The 19,075-nt window shown below is 47.9% G+C and carries 17 protein-coding genes and 1 riboswitch; of the genes, 10 read left to right on the top strand and 7 right to left on the bottom strand.

Annotated features, from left to right (window positions below; translation table 11 throughout):
- The first annotated feature begins 679 nt into the window (after positions 1-679).
- Positions 680-1,525, top strand: a complete 846-nt coding sequence (locus KNQ12_RS13635; protein ID WP_214748959.1) for a DUF4352 domain-containing protein — start codon at positions 680-682, stop codon at positions 1,523-1,525.
- Positions 1,526-1,590: 65 nt separating this feature from the next.
- Here KNQ12_RS13635 and KNQ12_RS13630 read toward each other — a convergent pair whose 3' ends face one another.
- Positions 1,591-1,830, bottom strand: a complete 240-nt coding sequence (locus KNQ12_RS13630) for a hypothetical protein (RefSeq protein ID WP_214748956.1) — start codon at positions 1,828-1,830, stop codon at positions 1,591-1,593.
- 15 nt (positions 1,831-1,845) lie between these two features.
- Positions 1,846-2,466, bottom strand: coding sequence for an HNH endonuclease family protein (locus KNQ12_RS13625; RefSeq protein WP_029343013.1), 621 nt, complete (start codon positions 2,464-2,466; stop codon positions 1,846-1,848).
- A gap of 192 nt (positions 2,467-2,658) precedes the next feature.
- Between KNQ12_RS13625 and KNQ12_RS13620 the strand changes: the two genes are divergently transcribed.
- From KNQ12_RS13620 to KNQ12_RS13600, 5 genes are all read left to right on the top strand, one after another.
- Positions 2,659-2,856, top strand: a complete 198-nt coding sequence (locus KNQ12_RS13620) for a hypothetical protein (RefSeq protein WP_214748953.1) — start codon at positions 2,659-2,661, stop codon at positions 2,854-2,856.
- Positions 2,857-2,938: 82 nt separating this feature from the next.
- Positions 2,939-4,126, top strand: a complete 1,188-nt coding sequence (locus tag KNQ12_RS13615; protein WP_035395462.1) for a DUF4317 domain-containing protein — start codon at positions 2,939-2,941, stop codon at positions 4,124-4,126.
- A gap of 191 nt (positions 4,127-4,317) precedes the next feature.
- The gene (locus KNQ12_RS13610) at positions 4,318-5,382 is read left to right on the top strand and encodes an alpha/beta hydrolase (protein WP_214748950.1); all 1,065 of its coding nucleotides are present in this window, start codon (positions 4,318-4,320) and stop codon (positions 5,380-5,382) included.
- Between the two features lie 16 nt (positions 5,383-5,398).
- Positions 5,399-8,158, top strand: a complete 2,760-nt coding sequence (locus tag KNQ12_RS13605) for a glycoside hydrolase family 3 protein (protein ID WP_214748947.1) — start codon at positions 5,399-5,401, stop codon at positions 8,156-8,158.
- Positions 8,159-8,189: 31 nt separating this feature from the next.
- The gene (locus KNQ12_RS13600) at positions 8,190-8,702 is read left to right on the top strand and encodes an SF0329 family protein (RefSeq protein ID WP_214748944.1); all 513 of its coding nucleotides are present in this window, start codon (positions 8,190-8,192) and stop codon (positions 8,700-8,702) included.
- 45 nt (positions 8,703-8,747) lie between these two features.
- On the opposite strand, the gene KNQ12_RS13595 is transcribed toward KNQ12_RS13600, so the two are convergent.
- Both KNQ12_RS13595 and KNQ12_RS13590 read right to left on the bottom strand, forming a co-directional pair.
- Positions 8,748-9,743, bottom strand: coding sequence for a tRNA dihydrouridine synthase (locus tag KNQ12_RS13595; RefSeq protein ID WP_214748941.1), 996 nt, complete (start codon positions 9,741-9,743; stop codon positions 8,748-8,750).
- 107 nt (positions 9,744-9,850) lie between these two features.
- Positions 9,851-11,458 (bottom strand): FMN-binding glutamate synthase family protein, encoded by a 1,608-nt coding sequence (locus KNQ12_RS13590; RefSeq protein ID WP_214748939.1) that lies wholly within the window; start codon positions 11,456-11,458, stop codon positions 9,851-9,853.
- 142 nt (positions 11,459-11,600) lie between these two features.
- On the opposite strand from KNQ12_RS13590, the gene KNQ12_RS13585 reads away from it, so the two are divergent.
- Both KNQ12_RS13585 and KNQ12_RS13580 read left to right on the top strand, forming a co-directional pair.
- Positions 11,601-12,095, top strand: a complete 495-nt coding sequence (locus KNQ12_RS13585; protein ID WP_050678567.1) for an LURP-one-related/scramblase family protein — start codon at positions 11,601-11,603, stop codon at positions 12,093-12,095.
- An 18-nt stretch (positions 12,096-12,113) separates the two neighbouring features.
- Entirely contained in the window at positions 12,114-12,635 is a 522-nt protein-coding gene (locus KNQ12_RS13580) for an NUDIX hydrolase (protein ID WP_214748935.1), read from the top strand.
- Positions 12,636-12,678: 43 nt separating this feature from the next.
- Here the strand turns inward: KNQ12_RS13580 and KNQ12_RS13575 are convergent, their stop codons facing one another.
- Positions 12,679-13,902, bottom strand: a complete 1,224-nt coding sequence (locus tag KNQ12_RS13575) for an MFS transporter (RefSeq protein ID WP_050678565.1) — start codon at positions 13,900-13,902, stop codon at positions 12,679-12,681.
- A 221-nt stretch (positions 13,903-14,123) separates the two neighbouring features.
- Between KNQ12_RS13575 and KNQ12_RS13570 the strand changes: the two genes are divergently transcribed.
- Positions 14,124-15,098: a PD-(D/E)XK nuclease family protein gene (locus tag KNQ12_RS13570; protein ID WP_214748932.1), complete on the top strand. Its 975-nt coding sequence runs from the start codon at positions 14,124-14,126 to the stop codon at positions 15,096-15,098.
- Here KNQ12_RS13570 and KNQ12_RS13565 read toward each other — a convergent pair.
- Positions 15,090-15,629 carry a histidine phosphatase family protein gene (locus KNQ12_RS13565; RefSeq protein WP_214748929.1) on the bottom strand — a complete coding sequence of 180 codons (540 nt, stop codon included), beginning with the start codon at positions 15,627-15,629 and terminating at the stop codon, positions 15,090-15,092. The genes KNQ12_RS13570 and KNQ12_RS13565 overlap by 9 nt on opposite strands.
- Positions 15,630-15,838: 209 nt before the next feature.
- Positions 15,839-15,916: riboswitch (glycine riboswitch) on the top strand.
- A 160-nt stretch (positions 15,917-16,076) separates the two neighbouring features.
- Between KNQ12_RS13565 and KNQ12_RS13560 the strand changes: the two genes are divergently transcribed.
- Entirely contained in the window at positions 16,077-17,444 is a 1,368-nt protein-coding gene (locus KNQ12_RS13560) for an amino acid permease (protein ID WP_214748926.1), read from the top strand.
- A 40-nt stretch (positions 17,445-17,484) separates the two neighbouring features.
- Here the strand turns inward: KNQ12_RS13560 and KNQ12_RS13555 are convergent, their stop codons facing one another.
- Entirely contained in the window at positions 17,485-19,014 is a 1,530-nt protein-coding gene (locus KNQ12_RS13555) for a cryptochrome/photolyase family protein (protein WP_214748923.1), read from the bottom strand.
- Positions 19,015-19,075: the final 61 nt, after the last annotated feature.

Below are 19,075 nucleotides of genomic sequence, written 5' to 3'. Positions count from 1 at the left end.
GCGAATCTCCACAATTCGAACTACTTGAACGACTAAAAAAGAAGAGAAAATTCGAGCTTTCGGTGCTTCGGTCGATACAGGGAAAGAAGTAAAAGAACTATTAGAACACACGAACAGTCAAGTGATTGAAGTAATGTTCAATATGTTTCATCAAGAACCAGTGACGAGAATGAAATCAGCTCATCAACAAGGAGTCGGAATCATTTCTAAGATTCCGCTAGATTCAGGTTGGTTAACTGGAAAATATGATCGTTACAGTACCTTCAGTGGGGTTCGGGATCGCTGAAGCAAGGAAGAAATCGAAATAAGAGCTGCGTTAGTTGAAAACGTTCGTCGCATTCTCGGTCAAGATACTTCTATGGTGCAGGCGGCCATACAATGCATTCTTTCATACGAAGAAGTATCGACGATGATTCCTGTAGCTAAAACTAGTAAGCAATTGCAACACAATCTATCTGCACCCGAAGGCAAATTACCGATGAATGTTTTCGAGGAGATACGAATTTTGTGGGAAGAAGAAATAAAAAATGCAAAGTTACCGTGGTAAAACGTTTTATACGATTTAATCGATTTTTTTTCGGATTTTACATTTTAATAGCTTAAATAGAATTAAGATAATAAAAATTAAAAAATATGGTAAAATTATTATATTAAATTTTTTAAGGGAGGTATCTTCATTATGCGAAAATCAATGATTCTTGTCAGCCTGATCGTTGTCACAGTGATGTTAGGAGCATGTAATGATAATAAGTCTTCTACCTCAGAATCTGAAGATGTTAAAAAAACAGAGAGTGTCAAAACGAAGGGTAAATTAAAAAAAGAAGATTATGAAAAATTGTATAGTGATCCTAAAAAATATAAGGGTTTCGAATTAGAGATTACTGGAAAAGTATTCGCTGAACCTGAAAAGGATGAAAAAGGTACGTACATTCAGGTTTGGGCTGATCCGGAAAAATCTGAAAAAAATACATTAGTAGCTATAGATGATCCGAAATTTAAAATTAAGACAGATGATTATGTAAAAATAGATGGAGTAATTAAAGATGAATTTAAAGGCGAGAATGCTTTTGGAGGAACTGTAACAGCACCAATTGTCTTAGCTAAACATATTGAAGTCGTTAGTTATTTAACTGCTGTTTCTCCTACACTAAAGGACCTTCAAGTAGATAAAGAAATCAATCAATCCGGAATTAAGATGACTTTAAAAAACATCGAGATCGCGGAGAATCAAACGAGAGTTTATGTGAAAATAAAAAACGATACAAAAGAAAAAGTTTCATTTTATCCGGGATCTGCGAAATTAATTGTCGGAAATAAGCAATTAGAGGAAGAGTATGTTGATTCTGAAACTACTGGACTTCAAGAAATTCAAAATGAAATATTACCTAGTATAGAAACTGAAGGTGTAATTGTCTATCCTGCAATTGATTTAAGTGAAACACAAATTAAATTGAATGCTGAGATATCTTCAGAGAATTACGATTTGGAAATTAAACCATATATTTTTGATGTATCCATAAATTGAATAGCACTTGAAAAAAACAAAGCCAGGACGAATGTTTTTCACATTCTTGTCCTGGTTTTGTTTTTTCAGTAGCGTTCGAGCACTGTCACTAGCATCTGATGGATGACGTCATGATCCCGAACGTCATGGACACGATAAGTTCCGGGTAACGTATAGACGTCTATCGCTCCGACGTAAGCAATCTTCAGTTCCAACGTTCCATCCTCCTGACAGGTCGTCCGGAGCTCGAGTTCACCGCTGATGACACCGACTTCTTGCGTCATGACACCATGTGTGGCAGTAAAGGTAGAGGTTTTCGTTTCCATCGAATCGACTCCTTTTTAGTATGTACATGTGTTCAACATCGTTTGTAAGGCTGTTTTTTCACTCGACTGTAAGCTGAGGTTCCAGCGGCTCTTCGTATTGATCCACATCTTCGAGTAGGCACAGCTCGCACCTGCTCGTGTCGGCTTCCATGTCGACGGATCCTGATCCCCTTTTGAACGGTTCGAGCTTGCAGAGACAGCAATCAATTGCGGACCTGTCAAATCGTTTGCGAATGCTTGACGAGTCGTCGTCGTCCAGCTGCTTGCTCCTGAACGCCATGCTTCCGCAAGTGGTACGACGTGATCGATGTCGAGGTCAGACGGATTCGTGAATGTCAGTCCGTCATAGTAACTATACCAAGAACCAGACGTAACAGGGCACGATCCGACATATGAATCGGCGTCACGTTTTAAGACGACTTGTCGTGTATCACAGCCGCCTCCTTGACTGCTCCAGTGCGGGAACAAATCACGCGAATAACCGGTCATGCTGCCTTCTGTTTTAACAGTTAAGGCATCGAGTTGAGACTGTGCCGTCGCTTTCGACGAGATCCCTGAGGGCAGTGCGGAAACGGATGTCGTATCGAATTGGAAAGCGGTCAGGCAGACGAGCGTAGTGATGACGATGGACTTGATGGCTTTGAACACGTGTCATTCCTCCTATGTATGAGACGAGATGATGTGAAGACACCCTTCACAATTTTTAGTATGGCATCACTTATTTAGGAAAAAATGAATATCGTGTAAATGTTATTAAAATTAAACTTTTGTCATTATATAGAAGGGTCTGATGTTAGGATTTAGGTGGAGAAGAAAGGAGACTACATCATGAACGAACGAATTAGAGGATGGTTGATCGTGTTCGGTATCTTTTTAGTCGTAAGTGGCACGTTGACGGAAGCGCAACGTTATTTCAACACGAAAGAACTAGATAATTGCATCGCGCAAGCTCGCGCTGCCCACCAAGAATATGAATATGAGATCGTTAATCCTGTCACACGCGCGTATTCATTCCGTGCGCATTGATTTTCTAAAAGATGTCGGGTCATCTCGCATATGGTACGCTTTTCAGGAAGCAGGATTTTAATGATTCGAGGAGCTGGTATGCATGAATAAAAAAGACATCGCCGACATCCGTCGTCACTTCAAGATGGATGCCGATTTACTAAAAATCCATGAAATCTACAACGTCTATATCCGAAAAGAGACGAGCGAAATCTATCATGAGGAAGCCCGACCGTTTCCATTGCTTGATCCGGAACAACAGGAGCTGTTCCTCGCGAACTTCAAGAAAGTATTAGGTGGAAAACTCGACGTCAAGCTGTTCGAGGTCAAGTTCACGCATCCGGAAGAAGGAGAGACGGGTCATACGCAACAGCTTCTTTATGAAGGACTGTATGCGGAAGAGCCGGAGGACTGGGTTGAACAGATGCAGACGATGGCGTTGAAGATGGTTCAGGACGTCCAGTACGAGAATGACCTCGTCGTCACGTTCATTCGCGGACAATACTATAAAACGACGAAGCGCCAAGCGGACGAGACAGAGATCGATCCGAATGACGACGTCTATACGACACCATTCATCCTCGGTAGCCTGAACTTAACGGAGTTACCGAAACAATCGCTCGTCTTTGATTTCGTCGAACGCGAATTCAAGTCGAACTTATTCATTAATCCGGTCATCAAACTGGCGTCGCCGATCGGTGGATTCCTCTTCCCGACTTTCACCGACAATGCAGCAGACGTCAATCATGTCTTGTATGCGGCGGGCAAGCCGAATAAACCGGATTTTGGCTTCCTTGAAAACGTCTTGAACGGTCAACCAATCGTCACGGCAGATGAGGATAAAGCGATCTTCGAGGAAATCGTCAAATCAGTCGTGGGTGAATCGATGGATACGAAGACGTTAGCTGGTGTCTATGAAAACATCAACCAGTTGATCGTCGTCGAAGAGGATCAAGATGAGGAAGAAGTACCGATGCTCGACGTCCAAGAAGTCGAGCGTGTGCTCAAAGCAAGTGGTGTCGAAGACGTCAGTACAGAACAAGTCGAACGGGCGTTCAAGACGGTTGTTGATGATCCGACGTACGAGATGAAGGCGAGTAATATCGTCCCGAACTATGAAGCGAAATCGATTAAAATCAATACGAAGGTCGCAAACATCGCGATCAGTCCGCAAGACTTGAAGTACGTCAAACAAGTCAACTACCAAGGGAAACGCTGCCTGTTGATCGAGGTCGAGGAAGACACGGTCATTGATGGTTTTACGATCGTTTCCCAAGAACAATTACGATGAGGATCAGCGCAGGCGACTGCGCTGATTTTTTTAGGTGAAATATTTGCTTCTCCTGTCAAAGACAGGTATATTGTGATGTAAGCGGTCTCTTTTTTGAAAAAGAGGCATTCGAAATTTTTTTAACGGTTATCGAAAGCGCTTTCGATAACCATTTGATAAGAAAGGAAGCGATCCACTTGTCTACCGCATTGATGCAAGATTTACTGCGAACGTTACGAAATCGTTCATCCATCCATCAAGACGGACTCGAAATCGTCGATAAGCCTATTCCCGACGTCTCGACTCCAGGGACACTCGATCCGCGTGTCCGTGAGGTTGTTCTCACGCAGCGTCCATCGGTCTCGATTTCAGAAGGGGCGTCGCCAGTCGAACTGGCACGTGCCGGCATGGGTTGGAACAACGAAGACGTGACGACACGGCAGATTTCAACGGACGTCCTTGCGATTCCAAGACCCGGTACCACGATCGAAGCACGGCTGTATCGTCCGGAAGCAGCGCGTCCGCTCCCGCTCGTCGTCTATTTCCATGGCGGTGGTTTTTTCGGTGGCACGCTCGAGACGGTCGAGAATCCATGTAAGGCATTAGCCGATAAAGGGAACGTCGCTGTCTTGTCGGTTGGTTACCGATTGGCGCCCGAGCATCCGTTTCCAACAGGACTTGAGGATTGTCATGCAGCGATCGATTGGGCAGTCGAACACGCTGATCGACTTGGGATTGATCCGGGTGCAATCGCTGTCGCCGGCGATAGCGCCGGTGGGAATTTGGCGACGGTCTGTTGTTTGCTCGACCGTGAGCGTCCGACGCCGTATATCCGCTATCAAGTCTTGTATTATCCGGTCGTTAATGTCGGGGAACATCCGAATTCGGAATATGACTGGATGCTTGAAGCGTATGACCGACAAACGGAATCGGAGCTACTCGAACGGATCATTTTGTCGCTTCAAGATGAAGAGGGTGTGCTCGAGCAGTGGTACGTTCAAGCAAGTGATTCGAAGGATCGACGGATTTCACCGTTGTTCGCGACACTTGACGATCTACCAGAGGCACTCGTCATTACAGGAGAGTTTGATTACTTACGTCTTGAAGGGGAAGCGTATGCGAAAAAGCTTGCGCGCGCAGGCGTCAAGACCCGCTATCTCCAGTACCGCGGTATGGAACATGCCTTTCTTGATAAACTCGGTCTGTATCCGCAAGCCGAAGACAGCTTAGACGAAATCGCAAAGGACTTAAAACGACTCTTTTCTCAAACTAACTAATAAAGGTGGATGACGTATGACATACACGCTCGATTGGCAAGCCTATACAAAACTCGCACGACAAACGGTCGCGGAAGGGGCGGTCCTCTTACAAAATGATGGTGTGCTCCCGTTGCAACCCGCATCGACGGTCGCTGTCTTCGGACGTAATCAGTTCAACTACTATAAAAGTGGAACAGGATCAGGCGGGATGGTCAACGTCACGAACGTCGTCAGTCCGCTCGATATGCTACGCGAAGACGTGACGCTGAACGCAGACGTCCTCAAGGCGTATGAGAACTGGATTGAAGACCATCCGTTTGACCAAGGGGAAGGCTGGGCAGCCGAGCCGTGGTCGCAAGAAGAGATGCCGCTTGACGCGACACTCGTTCAGCAAGCAGCACTTGACTCCGATGTTGCCTTGATCATGATTGGTCGCACGGCTGGGGAAGATCGCGACAATACAGCGGATCCAGGGAGTTATTTTTTAACGGAGACGGAACAGGAGATGCTCCGACTCGTGACGACACACTTCAAACAAACTGTGGTCGTCTTGAACGTCGGGAACATCATCGATATGCGCTGGGTCGAAGAGACGACGCCAAGTGCTGTCCTCTACGCGTGGCAAGGAGGAATGGAAGGCGGAACTGGACTGAGTGATCTCTTGCTCGGCCGCGTCTCGCCGTCTGGGAAACTACCGGATACGATCGTCCGTTCACTCGATGATTATCCGTCGACACCATACTTCGGTCATGCCGATCGCGCGTTGTATCAAGAAGACATCTATGTCGGGTACCGTTACTTCGAGACGTTCGCACCGGAAGCGGTCTTGTATCCGTTCGGTTATGGATTATCGTATACGTCGTTTGACCTTACGACAGACGTAACGACGTCAGCTGATGCTTGGACGGTTACGGCGACGGTTACGAATACCGGTCAGACGAGCGGGAAGGAAGTCGTACAAGGATACCTCGAGAAACCACAAGGACAACTTGGGAACCCAACGCGTCAACTCGTTACGTTCGGCAAGACAAAAGAACTCGCACCAGGCGAACAAGAATCTCTCACACTCGTCGTACCGTTCGCCTCGTTTGCGAGTTATGACGATAGTGGCGTTACCGGGCATAAGTCGTCTTATGTCGTCGAACCCGGCACGTATCAGCTCTATCTCGGAACGGACGTCCGGTCGGCGGTTCCAGTCGCAAGCCATTCCGTCGAGACGCTTGACGTCACGGATGTCTTAACGGAGAACATGGCACCGGTGACGGCGTTTGAACGCATCAAACCACAAGCGACCGAAACGGGATATACGGTGATATATGAAGCGACACCACTGCGGACGATCGATCCGGAACAGCGTCGTCAACAGGAGCGTCCCGTTGACCGGACGCAGACGGAAGATGCCGGTTGGAAGTTACGCGATGTTAAAGAAGAGCGCGTCACGCTCGAGACGTTCCTCGATCAATTGACGAATGCGGGTCTCGCGGCAATCGTCCGGGGGGAAGGGATGAACTCACCGCGCGTCACACCGGGAACGGCGGGCGCCTTCGGTGGCGTGACGACAGAACTCGAAGCACTCGGCATTCCAGCAGGCTGCTGCGCGGATGGTCCGTCCGGAATCCGGATGGACATCGGGACGAAAGCCTTCTCGTTACCGAACGGAACATTGCTTGCCTCGACGTTTAATACGACGTTGATTGCCGATCTATTCGAGATGACAGGTCTCGAGTTACGGAAGAACGAGATTGATACGTTGCTTGGACCAGGGATGAACCTTCACCGTCATCCACTCAACGGACGGAACTTCGAGTATTTCTCGGAGGATTCGTATCTGACTGGAAAAATGGCTGTGGCACAGCTCGACGGGATGCACCGGGTTGGTGTGACGGGAACATTGAAGCACTTCAGTGCCAACAACCAAGAGTTCCACCGGCATGATCTGGATTCGATCGTATCAGAACGGGCGTTACGTGAGTTGTACCTGAAAGGGTTCGAGATGGCCATCAAGGACGGGAAAGCGTACTCGATCATGACGACGTACGGTGCCGTCAATGGGATTTGGACTGCTGGCTTGTATGATCAGAACACACGTATTTTGCGCGATGAGTGGGGCTTTGACGGAATCGTCATGACCGACTGGTGGGCGAAAATCAACGCCGAAGGAACGGAAGCAAATCGTCAGCAAACAGCGACGATGGTCCGTTCGCAAAACGATCTCTACATGGTCGTCGGTGAACCAGGAACGAATCCGTTCGAGGATGATACGTTGACGGCTCTCGCCGACGGAACACTTCGACGTTCCGAGTTATTGCGAAGTGCCGCGAACATCTGTCAGTTCTTACTCCGGTCACCGGTCATGGATCGCGTGATGGGAACGGCGTCACCTGTCGAGGTCCTCGGGGCACCGATCGAAGAAGAGACGCTCGAAGAGCAAGCAGTCTCGCACCAACGCCTCGTCAGTGGGGATGCGTTCCCGTTAACGGACGTCGTGACGACAACAGGCAGCAGTCATGTCTTCGCTGTCACGGCGGAAGAGACAGGGATGTACCAGGTCACGTTGACGGCACGTTCGAATGCCGGTGAACTAGCGCAGATGCCGGTAACGTTGTTTGCGAACAACATGCCGGTCGCGACCTTCACCTTCAACGGAACGAACGGAGAGTGGGTCAGCCAGACGAAGGACGTCTTCGTCTTCAACCCGCACAACTATTTAAAACTCTACTTTGCACTCGGTGGTCTGGAGTTAAAAGAGTTGACGTTCACACTTGCGGAATCGTTTCATATGAAGAACGGCTAATCACATTAGTCGGACGGAAAGGACGGATCGCTTGCAGTTTTCCATCATCAAAAAACGGGTTGAGCAACTGCTCGCCCCGTCGTTACAGGGACGGATTGCTTTTCATGCAGCTGTCTACCGGATTCAAGATAGTCCTAGTCGCGTCTGGGTGACGGTTGACGGAGAAGAAATTCTCGGAGCAGACGACTTTCACTTCGAACGGGAAGTCGATCGGCGCTACGCGTTACAAGCTGCACAGTTACCTGAAAAACCAGCCGGATCGTTATGGCAGTCCGACTGGTTGAAGCAGTCGCATGCGTTATCCGCTGAGATTGAACGACAGGTCAAACAAGACGGGTACATGGAGAACTACGAGATGCAACAGGACTTGTTGCAGTATCCGAATCTTCCTTTTGAACAAGCGCTTGTTCATCCACATCCTTTCATTCGTGGTATCGCACGGCTCGATCGGCGACTCGGCAAACGACGTTTTCTGTTGCTGACGCATCAGTCTGACTTTGAACAATGGTGTGCAGATACGCGGCAAACCGTCGAACGCTGGTGACACGAAAAAGCACGCTTCCTCGAGACGAGGAGGCGTGCTTTGTTATTAGATTGAAAACGAGTTGACCTCGTGAATCCCTTCTTCTTCAACGAAGGCGTCGAGTAAGGCACGCACTTCGTCCGTTGAGTTCGTCTCCATCAATTTGACCCGCAGTTCACTCGCGCCGCGGAATCCGCGGACGTAAATCTTGAAGAACCGGCGTAATGGCTTGAAGAGACGTGGCTCGAATTGAGCCGAGTAATGATCGTGCAGATCGAGCTGGAGACGTAACAAATCGAGGAGTTCTTGGCTCGAATGTTCTTTTTTCTCGACTTCGAACGCAAACGGGTTGTGGAAGATCCCGCGACCGATCATGACACCGTCGACACCGTATTTCTCGACGAGTTCAAGACCGTGTTGGCGATCGTTGATATCCCCGTTGATCGTCAGTAACGTCTGTGGTGCGATTTCATCACGTAACTTCTTGATTTCCGGAATCAATTCGAAGTGCGCTGGAACGGCACTCATCTCTTTACGTGTCCGGAGATGAATAGAGAGGTTCGCGATATCTTGCTCGAGGATGTGGCGCAACCAATCGTGCCACTCTTCGACCTTCGTATAACCGAGACGCGTTTTGACGCTGACCGGGAGACCGCCCGCTTTTGCAGCTTGGATCAGTTCAGCTGCGACTTCCGGAAGATTGATCAAACCGGAGCCTTTACCGTTAACAGCAACGTTATGGACGGGACAGCCCATGTTGATGTCGATCCCGCTAAAGCCCATCTCTGCCATGCCGATACTCATTTCGCGGAAATATTCTGGTTTGTCGCCCCAGATGTGAGCAACCATTGGTTGTTCATCTTCCGTGAACTCGAGACGTCCGCGGACGCTCTGTTTGCCTTTCGGATGACAATAGCTTTCTGTATTCGTAAATTCCGTGAAGAAGACGTCCGGACGCGCCGCTTTTGCGACGACGTGGCGGAAGACGACGTCGGTGACGTCTTCCATCGGTGCTAAGACGAAAAATGGTCGTGGTAAGTCCTGCCAAAAGTTCTTTTTCATAGTATATTAAACCCTTTCCTTAAGGTAATGCACGTGTGTGGTTAAAGAATTTCATCAACTATACACTTTAAGCGCTCTGGCTAAAAAGTGCAAGTGAGTGCTATTCGTTACCGTGAGGAAAGAGAGCGATCCATCATATGCCGTGTCATCCAGTCCGGTCCCGGAATCAGGTGTCCGGCTTCGTCCTTATAGATGACGTGTTCTGGGCGAAGTTCTGTTGGTGAGACGAGTCCTGCTGCTGCCGTCAGGTTATAGAGACCTTCTCGTAACGAGATGATGTAATTCGTCACGCGGAAACTTTTTTCGTCGACGATCAGTGCCTTTTGCAGCTTCGGATCGGTCGTCGCGACACCGACCGGACAGTGATTCGTATGACAAACTTGCGCTTGGATACAGCCGACATTAAACATCAGACCACGCGCGATATTGACGAAGTCGGCACCGAGAGCGAGAGCGATCGCAATCTTATCGGCACTGATCAGCTTACCGGACGCGAACACTTTGACCTTGTCGCGTAAACCAGCTTCCGTCAGGAGTTGATGGACGAACGGTAAGGCGGAAAAGAGTGGTAGACCGGCAGCATCCGCGAGTTCCTGGAACGTCGCGCCTGTACCCCCTTCACCTCCGTCGACTGTCATGAAGTCCGGGTGACGTCCGGATTCTTTCATATAAGCAATCAACTGACGCATGTCTTCGAGATTACCGACGACGACTTTAACCCCGACCGGTTTGCCGCCAGCTTCGCGAAGACGTTCGACCCAGTCGAGCATCGTCTCTGGTGTCGTGAATTCGTTGAACCGGTTCGGACTATCGATGCCGACACCGACTTTGACCTTCCGGACAGCGGCAATCTCTTCTGTGACCTTTGATCCTTCGAGGTGACCACCGCGTGTCTTAGCTCCTTGAGCGAGCTTGAGTTCGAAGGCTTTGACTTGCGGTAACTCACTTTTTTTCTGGAACTCATCGAACGAAAAATCACCGTCTTCCGTTCGGACACCGAACAAACCGGGACCAATCTGACAGATGATGTCGACGTCACCTTTAAGATGAAAGTCAGACAGCCCGCCTTCACCGGTATTCATCCAGCTCCCTTTAGCGCGACCAAGTCCGATCGAGAGCGCGGTGATCGCCCGATCACCGAGTGCGCCAAAACTCATTGCCGATTGACCAATCAGTCCTTGAATTTGATAAGGGTGTCGACATGTCGTCGCGCCAATGACCGGTGCATCCTCCATTTTCAAGAGATACGGTGAAATTTGCTTCGCAACGAGATGTTCTTTACGCGTAAACAGTTCATCGCGGTCGATCTGATAGATATGAGTATCCACACGTTCGGATTGATCGATGCGCAGTTCATTTCGATTCGTTGGAAAGAGGGCATTTTGTACATAAAAACCAGCTTCTTCAAAATCACGTTCCGATCCAAAACCGAGAATTCGACTTTGGTATTTGCCGGATAGGACGGCTGTCTTGTATTCATTGCGGGAGAAGGGTTTACCTTCGTTATTGTTGAGAAATAAGTATTGGCGGAGTTCCGGTCCCATGTTCTCGAGGATATAGCGCATTTTTCCAAGGACAGGGAAGTTTCGCAGGACCGCGTGTTCTTGCTGGCGGCGATCGGCGCGCCAGACATGCCAAAGAAGAAGCGGTGGGACAAGGATGATCAACAGGGCGATGGCGAGTAAAATGAAGAGAACAATCGTATCGATAGACATCAAAATTCCTTCTTTCCCGTAGATTCGTGATATGTAAGTTGATACCACTGAAAGTCCGGACACAAACGATAATTTCCAGATATTGAATCTTTTCCGTCGATGATAGCGTAAATGAATTTATACGTTAAAGGAGGAGACCGGGATGCATACACTCTATATGAAAGAAAAAGCGTTCAGTTTACGTGGACGATTTGCGATTCAGGACGAAGAGGGGCATGATGCCTATCACATCGAGGGCAGTTTTATGAAATTACCGAAGACCTTTACCGTAACGAACCGAAACGGAGAAGTCGTCGCCGAAATCGAGAAGAAAACGTTCAGTTTCCGACCGGTCTTTTATGTCGAAGCAGCAGGGCAATCATTTGAAATTATTAAAGAGTTCACCTTCTTCAAGGACCGTTATACGATCAACTCGGATCAGTTCGAAGTGACGGGTGACTGGTGGGATGTTGATTTTGAGGTTCTACAACAGGGACAACGGATTGGTCGCGTTCAGAAAAAATGGATTTCTTGGACCGACCAGTACATGATTGAAGTCGAAGATGAAGCGATGGAAGAATTGTTGATCGCCCTCGTCGTCGCGATTGATTGCGTCAAGGCGGAGGAAAGTTCGAACTCTACATCTTTCATTGATTAAAAAGGGGCATGATTTAGGATGGAACAGTGGGATGTATACACAGCAGATCGTAAGAAAACAGGACGGCTCTGGACACGGGGGACGCCGCATACAGCCGGCGATTATCACATGACGATTCACGTCTGTGTCTTTAACGCCAAAGGAGAGATGCTCGTCCAACAACGGGAACCGTTCAAATCCGGTTGGCCGAACATGTGGGATCTGACGGTCGGGGGCAGTGCGATTAGTGGGGATACGAGTCAGATGGCAGCGCAACGAGAACTGTCGGAAGAGCTTGGACTCGATATCGATTTCACAGGCATCCGTCCCCATCTGACGATCCCGTTTGAAATCGGTTTTGACGATTATTATCTCGTCGAGCAGGAAGTGGATTTGACGACTTTGATGCTGCAGGAAGAAGAAGTCCAGCGCGTCGCTTGGATGACAGAAGAAGCGATCGTTAACGGAATCGAAGAAGGATGGTTCATCGGTTATCATGAATCATTGATTCGGCTGTTATTTGCTCTTCGTCATAGTTATGGCGCGCATAACGAGGCATAAAAAAACAAGCCCTTCCGGTGATTCGGAAGGGCTTGTTGCTTGATTAAGCGGATTTTCGAAGTGCATCCGTCCGTTTTGGTTTTGTTTCTGGTAAGAAGAACGTGAAGAACAGATACACGGAACAGCAGAGGAAGAAGACGATCATCGAGACCGTATATCCCGCATGTCCGAGTGCGTAACTCCAAATGATCGTAAAGATCGTCTGCGTCGCATAAGCAATCGCCCAGAAGAGACCGAATAAGACGGTAATCTTTTGCGGTGTCATCCCTTTTCGTTCGTGTGCCAAGTTCATGAAGATCGGATACTGGATGTACATCGCAAATCCGGAAATGAACGCAAAGACATACGAAACGAGTGGCGAGATGTTTCCGAACAAGACGGTGACGAGGAAACTCGCGATCATGACCGTCCCGCTGATCAACAGAATCGGTTTACGAGGTGTTCCTTTGTTACCGATCCGTAGACCGACGAACGTTCCGACGATTCCGGCACCTGAGACTAACAGGTTGACGAGCGAACCGTTCAACTGCGTATACGTATCGAACACAGGTTTCAAGCCGACGAGCGATAAGATATAGAGCGTCAAGAAACCGCCGAAGGCAACCGCATATTTCCAGAGGAACGGATCGCGGACAGCATCTCCATAACCGTAAGGCGTTTCGTCCGCGTCCGCAGCATCGTTCAACTCGAACGACTCACTACCAATCCACCATGCGAAGAAGAGAATCGCTGTCAGACTCGCGAAAATCGTCAACGTCAGTTTCCAGTCACTGACGAATTGATCGGCAAACAAGGTGAACAAGAGTGACACGACGAATGCACCGACGTTATAGGAAACAGTGTTGAAGGCGTTGATCCGTAATTTTTCAGCCGGATCTTGGACGTAACGTGTCACGACCGGATTCATGTAGACGATGACCATTGAACCACCGAGTCCCATGACCATGCGAGCGACCGTATACGCCCAGTAGTTCGGTAGATAGATGGCGACGATCGACATCATCAGGAACAACAATGCGAGCAACGGTGCTTTTTTCGGACCGAGCTTCATCAAGATGAGCGCGGCGAGAATGTTGGCGAAGACACGCGCCGTCGTAATCGAATAATTGACGAGTTGTGAGATGAGGGGGTCAACGGTCTGATTGCCGAAGAAATGCGCCGTGATTTGTGGCGTCAACGACGAACCCGCAACCCAGTTCATGGCGAAGGTCGCATAGGCAAACCAGAGGACGATCATCATGAAATAGCCTTTTTTTGTGGTAGACATAAAAATCCCTTCTTTTCTGAAGTTCCGCTTCATACCTGAATCGAAAACTACTTAACTTTATTATCAATTCGTTTAATATAAAGCCGTTTCGAAGGGAAGTAAAATAGATAGTTCTTATGAAATCTATAAGCAAATTGAATGAGTAGAGTTCATTATTATTCTTCAAATGAATAATAAGAAGAAAATAAATGCCTATAATTGTAATAAAAGGAGGTGTTCATTTGAAACCTAATATTTTTAATTATGCCACCAGTGAATTATCGCAAGATGCCTTTCTATGTTGGTTATTGAAGTGGGCGGAAGAAGGAGCACGAAATCACGATCCACAACTTCATGCGATTGCGAATGGATTCGTACGCGAAATGTTCTACCTTCATGATTGCTCATTGCCGGAGCCTATTCACAGTGTCCGTATTAGAAGACAATTCAATAGTCTAGATATATTAGCGATCATTAATGAGACATATGCCATTCTGATCGAGGATAAAGTCTTTACGAAACATCATTCCAATCAATTAAAGCGATATCTTGATATGGTCAAAACGCATCCTGAAACATGGTATTTGGAGCCGATACCGATTTATTACAAAATCGTAGAACAAGGCGACTACTCCGGCGTAACAGGAGCAGGATATCAAGTATTTACGCGAACGAAGATGATTGAAGTACTGAGCGGCTTTCCTGCTTCGACGAGAAATGATATTTTGAATGATTATCTTCGGTATCTCAAGCAGATTGACACCTCGATCGAATCCTATAAATCATTACCTCTCACGGAATGGAGCAATTTCTCTTGGCAAGGATTCTTTAGAGATCTGCAAAAAGAATTGAAGCACGGAAACTGGGGGCGTGTGGAAAATGCGCGCGGTGGATTTTGGGCATTCTGGTGGAAAGGAGATGATAGTCAACCGCACTATTGGCAGTTAGAAGAATCAACGTTAAAAGCAAAGGTAGAAGCTGCTGACAATCAAAATATGAGAGCGTACCGGGATCAGTGCATGCAAGCGTTATTGGAGTATTCTCAAAAGAATGACTTGAATTTAAGTCGACCGAAAAGTGTTCGTAGCGGAAAAACGATGACGATTGCACAACGCCCCGATTACATACAAGTCTTTGATGATCAAACAATTAATTTTGAACAAACCGTATTCGAATTGAAGCGTTATGCATATTTGAATCAGGCTCCGTCAGTATAGATCGATCGATTGAAAAGATATTACATCATCTACTTGCGTCACCTTAAAAAGATCTGGATTTTTCAGCTGTAAACTTTCTTTGAATCCGAACGTTGGATCGATCGAATGCAGATATAAAGATAACAGATTCCCGTGCGTCACGAGAATGGCTCCATCATGCTGTTGCAACGCTTTTTCAACGACGCGTGTGATACGTTCCGTCGCTACCCGGCTAGATTCACCACCAGGACACGTATAATCGGGATCGATGAACGTTCGACGAAGATGGTCCTGCCAATCGTCAAGTGGAACAGCACTTAACCGTCGTTCTTTTAAGTTTTCTTCTTGTGCAATGGGTAGTTTCAAAGCAGTCGCAAGTGGTTGAATCGAGTCGAGCGCACGGCGATACGGACTCGAAAGAAGATGCGTGATCGGAAGCTCAAGTAACTGCGTACACAGTCGTTGCGCCTGTTCTTCTCCGCGAGGAGTTAACGGGGCTTCAGGCGCTTGACCGGTCGTTTCACAGTGGCGAACCAAGTAAATCGTCGACATGAATATTCCATCCTTTCGTGATCAAGTCGTGCTGTATGATTTCTGGAAAAGATGGTAAAGTCCTTTTCACAGGTTGAAAATTATTTTGAAAAAAGGCGTTGACAAACGCTTTAGAGATTACTAGAATTAGAAACAATTCATCGATGCAGCGACGCATCGGATAATCAAATAAAGAGAAAGCTATGATTGTCATGGGTCACACTATGGCAGGAGCAGCTTCTGGAGAGACCGTGTCGACACGGCGCCGAAGGGTTCACAATCTCAGGCAAACGGACAGAAGAGTAATCACATGCAGCGACGGGCATTCATGGAATGTCGTAGTGGCGTGCATGGGTTATTCCTTTGATTTTGTTGAGATTGGACATTCGTCCAGTCTCTTTTTTTCTTTTTCAGGACCGACAGAACGGTCTGAAGCGTAGAGAAACCATCATAAGGAGGAGTTCAGGTTTGGAACAGCAAGGATTAAAACGGGATTTATCGAATCGTCATGTACAGTTGATTGCCATTGGTGGAACAATCGGAACGGGTTTGTTTTTAGGATCAGGTAAAGCGATTCAACTCGCCGGCCCATCAATCATTTTTGCCTACTTACTCGTCGGGATCGCAATCTTCTTCGTCATGCGCGCACTTGGGGAATTGTTATTGTCAAAAGCAGGTTATCAGTCACTCACGGATATCGCAGAAGATTATCTCGGACCACGTGCCGCGTTCGTGACCGGGTGGACATATTGGTTCTGTTGGATCATGACAGCGATGGCGGACATCATCGCCGTCGGTCTGTACGTCAAGTATTGGTTTGATATCCCGCAATGGATTCCAGCCGTTCTCGCGCTCTTGATTTTACTTGGTTTTAACTTATTAACCGTTAAATTGTTCGGGGAACTCGAGTTTTGGTTTGCCTTGATCAAGGTCGTGACGATCCTCGCCTTGATTGGTGTCGGAATCGTCCTGCTCGCGATCGGTTTTAAAACGGACGCTGGTCCCGTGACCGTGTCGAACCTCTGGTCACATGGTGGATGGATGCCAAACGGGATTTCTGGATTCTTGCTATCGTTCCAAATGGTCGTCTTCGCCTATGTCGGCGTCGAGCTCGTCGGGGTATCCGCAGCAGAGACAGCGGATCCGAAAAAGAACATTCCGTCCGCAATCAATAAGATTCCGCTTCGGATCTTATTCTTCTATGTCGGTGCCTTACTCGTCCTCTTGATGATCAACCCATGGACAGGATTAAGTGCGACAGAAAGTCCGTTCGTCAAGACGTTCAGTCTGATCGGGATTCCACTCGCAGCAGGAATCATCAACTTCGTCGTACTGACATCCGCTGCTTCTGCGTGTAACAGCGGAATGTTCTCGACGAGCCGTATTCTGTATAACCTGGGAAATCAACAGCAAGCATCGAAAAAGTTCTCGAAGTTGAACAAAAACCATGTTCCGGCAAACGCCTTGTTCGTCTCGACGATTGTCGTCTCAGTCGGTGCCTTGCTCAGTAAACTGTTACCAGGACAAGCGTTCAGTATCGTCACGACGATCAGTGCGATCTGCTTCATCTGGGTCTGGGGTGTCATCCTCGTCTGTCATCTCCGGTACAAAAAACAAAATCCGGAATTACATGCGGCATCGACATTCAAAGCACCATTGACACCACTCGTCAATTACCTCGTGCTCGGATTGTTTGCAGTCATTCTCGTCGTCATGCTGTTTGCTGACGATACACGTCCAGCTTTGCTGCTGACACCGGTCTGGTTCCTCGGACTATTCGGACTGTATCATCTCCGGAAAAAGAAACAACAAGCAGCTAATCAAAAAAGTGCGTAAGCCAAAACAAGCCGGTCGGATCTAATCCGACCGGCTTGTTTCATGGTGTATCGAAAGCACCATCCTGTAATTGTTTCCGAAGTGCTTTCGCTTTCTTTCGAATGTCACGTTTGCTGTCTGCATCGCGCTTTCCCCATTGCCGATACATCATCGACATCCGTGGATTATCAGCGAAGCGCTTTTCGTGCCGGTCGATGAAGTCCCAGTACAGAGCGTTAAACGGACAGGCATCCTCTCCGAGCATGTCCTTTTGATGGAACGGACACCCCTTGCAATAATCACTCATCTTATGGATGTAATTCGCCGAAGCGATGTACGGTTTGGTCGATAAAGTCCCCCCATCGGCATGAAGCGCCATCCCGAGGACGTTCGGTAAGACGACCCAGTCATAAGCATCGATGTACATCTCATTGAACCAGTCTGCTGTCTGTTGCGGCGAGATCGCAAACAGATTAGCGAAGTTTCCGAGCACCATCAAACGCTGGATGTGGTGATTGTGCGCATGTTCGACGACAGGACGTAGCGATTCAGCGACACAGTTCATGTTCGTCTTCCCGGTCCAGAAAAAGTCCGGTAAATCCGCTTCATGACGCAGCGCATTGACGGAAGCATAGTCTGGCATCTCGGCTAAGTAGACGGCACGCATGTACTCGCGCCAGCCGAGGATTTGTCGAATAAAACCTTCGACCGCATTGAGCGGAGCATCTTGATCTTCGAGGGCGGCTTCGACTTGACGAATGACCTCTTCCGGTGTCAGCAAGCCGAGATTGATTGCTGCTGATAAGAGCGAATGCGATAACGTATCTTCACCGGTCAGCATGGCGTCTTGATACGTTCCGAACGTCTCAAGTCGTTCTTCGATGAAACGATGAAGAGCCCGCGTCGCTTCCTTGCGCGTGACTGGCCAATGGAAGGAATCAAGTGCTCCCGGATGATCAGAGAAATCACGCTCGACCTTGTCGATGACGTCCTTTGTGATGCGATCGGGACGAAATTGAATTGGATCCGGAAACGTCGTCCCGGACTTCGCTGGTTTTCGATTCTCGGCGTCAAACGACCACTTTCCACCAATCGGTTTAGAGCCGTTCATGAGAACGTTTCGTTCCTTGCGCAGTTTGCGATAAAATCGATCCATCTTGTATGGCTTATCGCCGATTGCTTCGACCGCTTCTTCCTGTGTCAGTAAAAACAACGGCACGTCGGAACAGACCTCGACCGTGATTTTCTTCGGTAAAGCGTCTTGCCACTTGTGCATCGCCTTGCGCATCGGTTCGTCCGTGATCGCCGTATAGAATACATGATCCGGATCATGATCTTTTCGGTGCGCCTTGAACGCCTGATCGAACGAATCGGCTTCCCGGTAATCGACGGTGAAGCCTTTTTCGCGGAGTTCTTCCGCAAAATGTCGCATCGCTGAGAAGACGAGGACAAGTTTTTGTTTATGGTACGTCTTCCACTTAGAACGCGAGGTCGCTTCGACCATCAGAATGACGTCGTCTTGTTTGTTTGCTTCCTGCAATAAAGGGAGATCGTGATTCAATTGATTACCGAATATCCAGCGTGTCGCCATAAGTCTTCCTCCTTTATCTTTGTTATATGATTACCTTTTTTGAATGAATTCATACGTTCGT

It is taken from the genome of Exiguobacterium sp. s11, assembly GCF_018619015.1.
Taxonomy (GTDB): domain Bacteria; phylum Bacillota; class Bacilli; order Exiguobacteriales; family Exiguobacteriaceae; genus Exiguobacterium_A; species Exiguobacterium_A indicum.
The sequence above is the reverse complement of the archived record's forward strand: the minus strand, read 5'-3'. Positions and strand labels throughout refer to the sequence as shown.

Coding starts and splice junctions, on each gene's coding strand:
- KNQ12_RS13605 (WP_214748947.1), top strand. CDS start 5,399: ATGACATACACGCTCGATTGGCAAGCCTATACAAAACTCGCACGACAA.
- KNQ12_RS13635 (WP_214748959.1), top strand. CDS start 680: ATGCGAAAATCAATGATTCTTGTCAGCCTGATCGTTGTCACAGTGATG.
- KNQ12_RS13595 (WP_214748941.1), bottom strand. CDS start 9,743: ATGAAAAAGAACTTTTGGCAGGACTTACCACGACCATTTTTCGTCTTA.
- KNQ12_RS13575 (WP_050678565.1), bottom strand. CDS start 13,902: ATGTCTACCACAAAAAAAGGCTATTTCATGATGATCGTCCTCTGGTTT.
- KNQ12_RS13620 (WP_214748953.1), top strand. CDS start 2,659: ATGAACGAACGAATTAGAGGATGGTTGATCGTGTTCGGTATCTTTTTA.
- KNQ12_RS13565 (WP_214748929.1), bottom strand. CDS start 15,629: ATGTCGACGATTTACTTGGTTCGCCACTGTGAAACGACCGGTCAAGCG.
- KNQ12_RS13630 (WP_214748956.1), bottom strand. CDS start 1,830: ATGGAAACGAAAACCTCTACCTTTACTGCCACACATGGTGTCATGACG.
- KNQ12_RS13610 (WP_214748950.1), top strand. CDS start 4,318: ATGCAAGATTTACTGCGAACGTTACGAAATCGTTCATCCATCCATCAA.
- KNQ12_RS13555 (WP_214748923.1), bottom strand. CDS start 19,014: ATGGCGACACGCTGGATATTCGGTAATCAATTGAATCACGATCTCCCT.
- KNQ12_RS13585 (WP_050678567.1), top strand. CDS start 11,601: ATGCATACACTCTATATGAAAGAAAAAGCGTTCAGTTTACGTGGACGA.
- KNQ12_RS13580 (WP_214748935.1), top strand. CDS start 12,114: ATGGAACAGTGGGATGTATACACAGCAGATCGTAAGAAAACAGGACGG.
- KNQ12_RS13590 (WP_214748939.1), bottom strand. CDS start 11,458: ATGTCTATCGATACGATTGTTCTCTTCATTTTACTCGCCATCGCCCTG.
- KNQ12_RS13615 (WP_035395462.1), top strand. CDS start 2,939: ATGAATAAAAAAGACATCGCCGACATCCGTCGTCACTTCAAGATGGAT.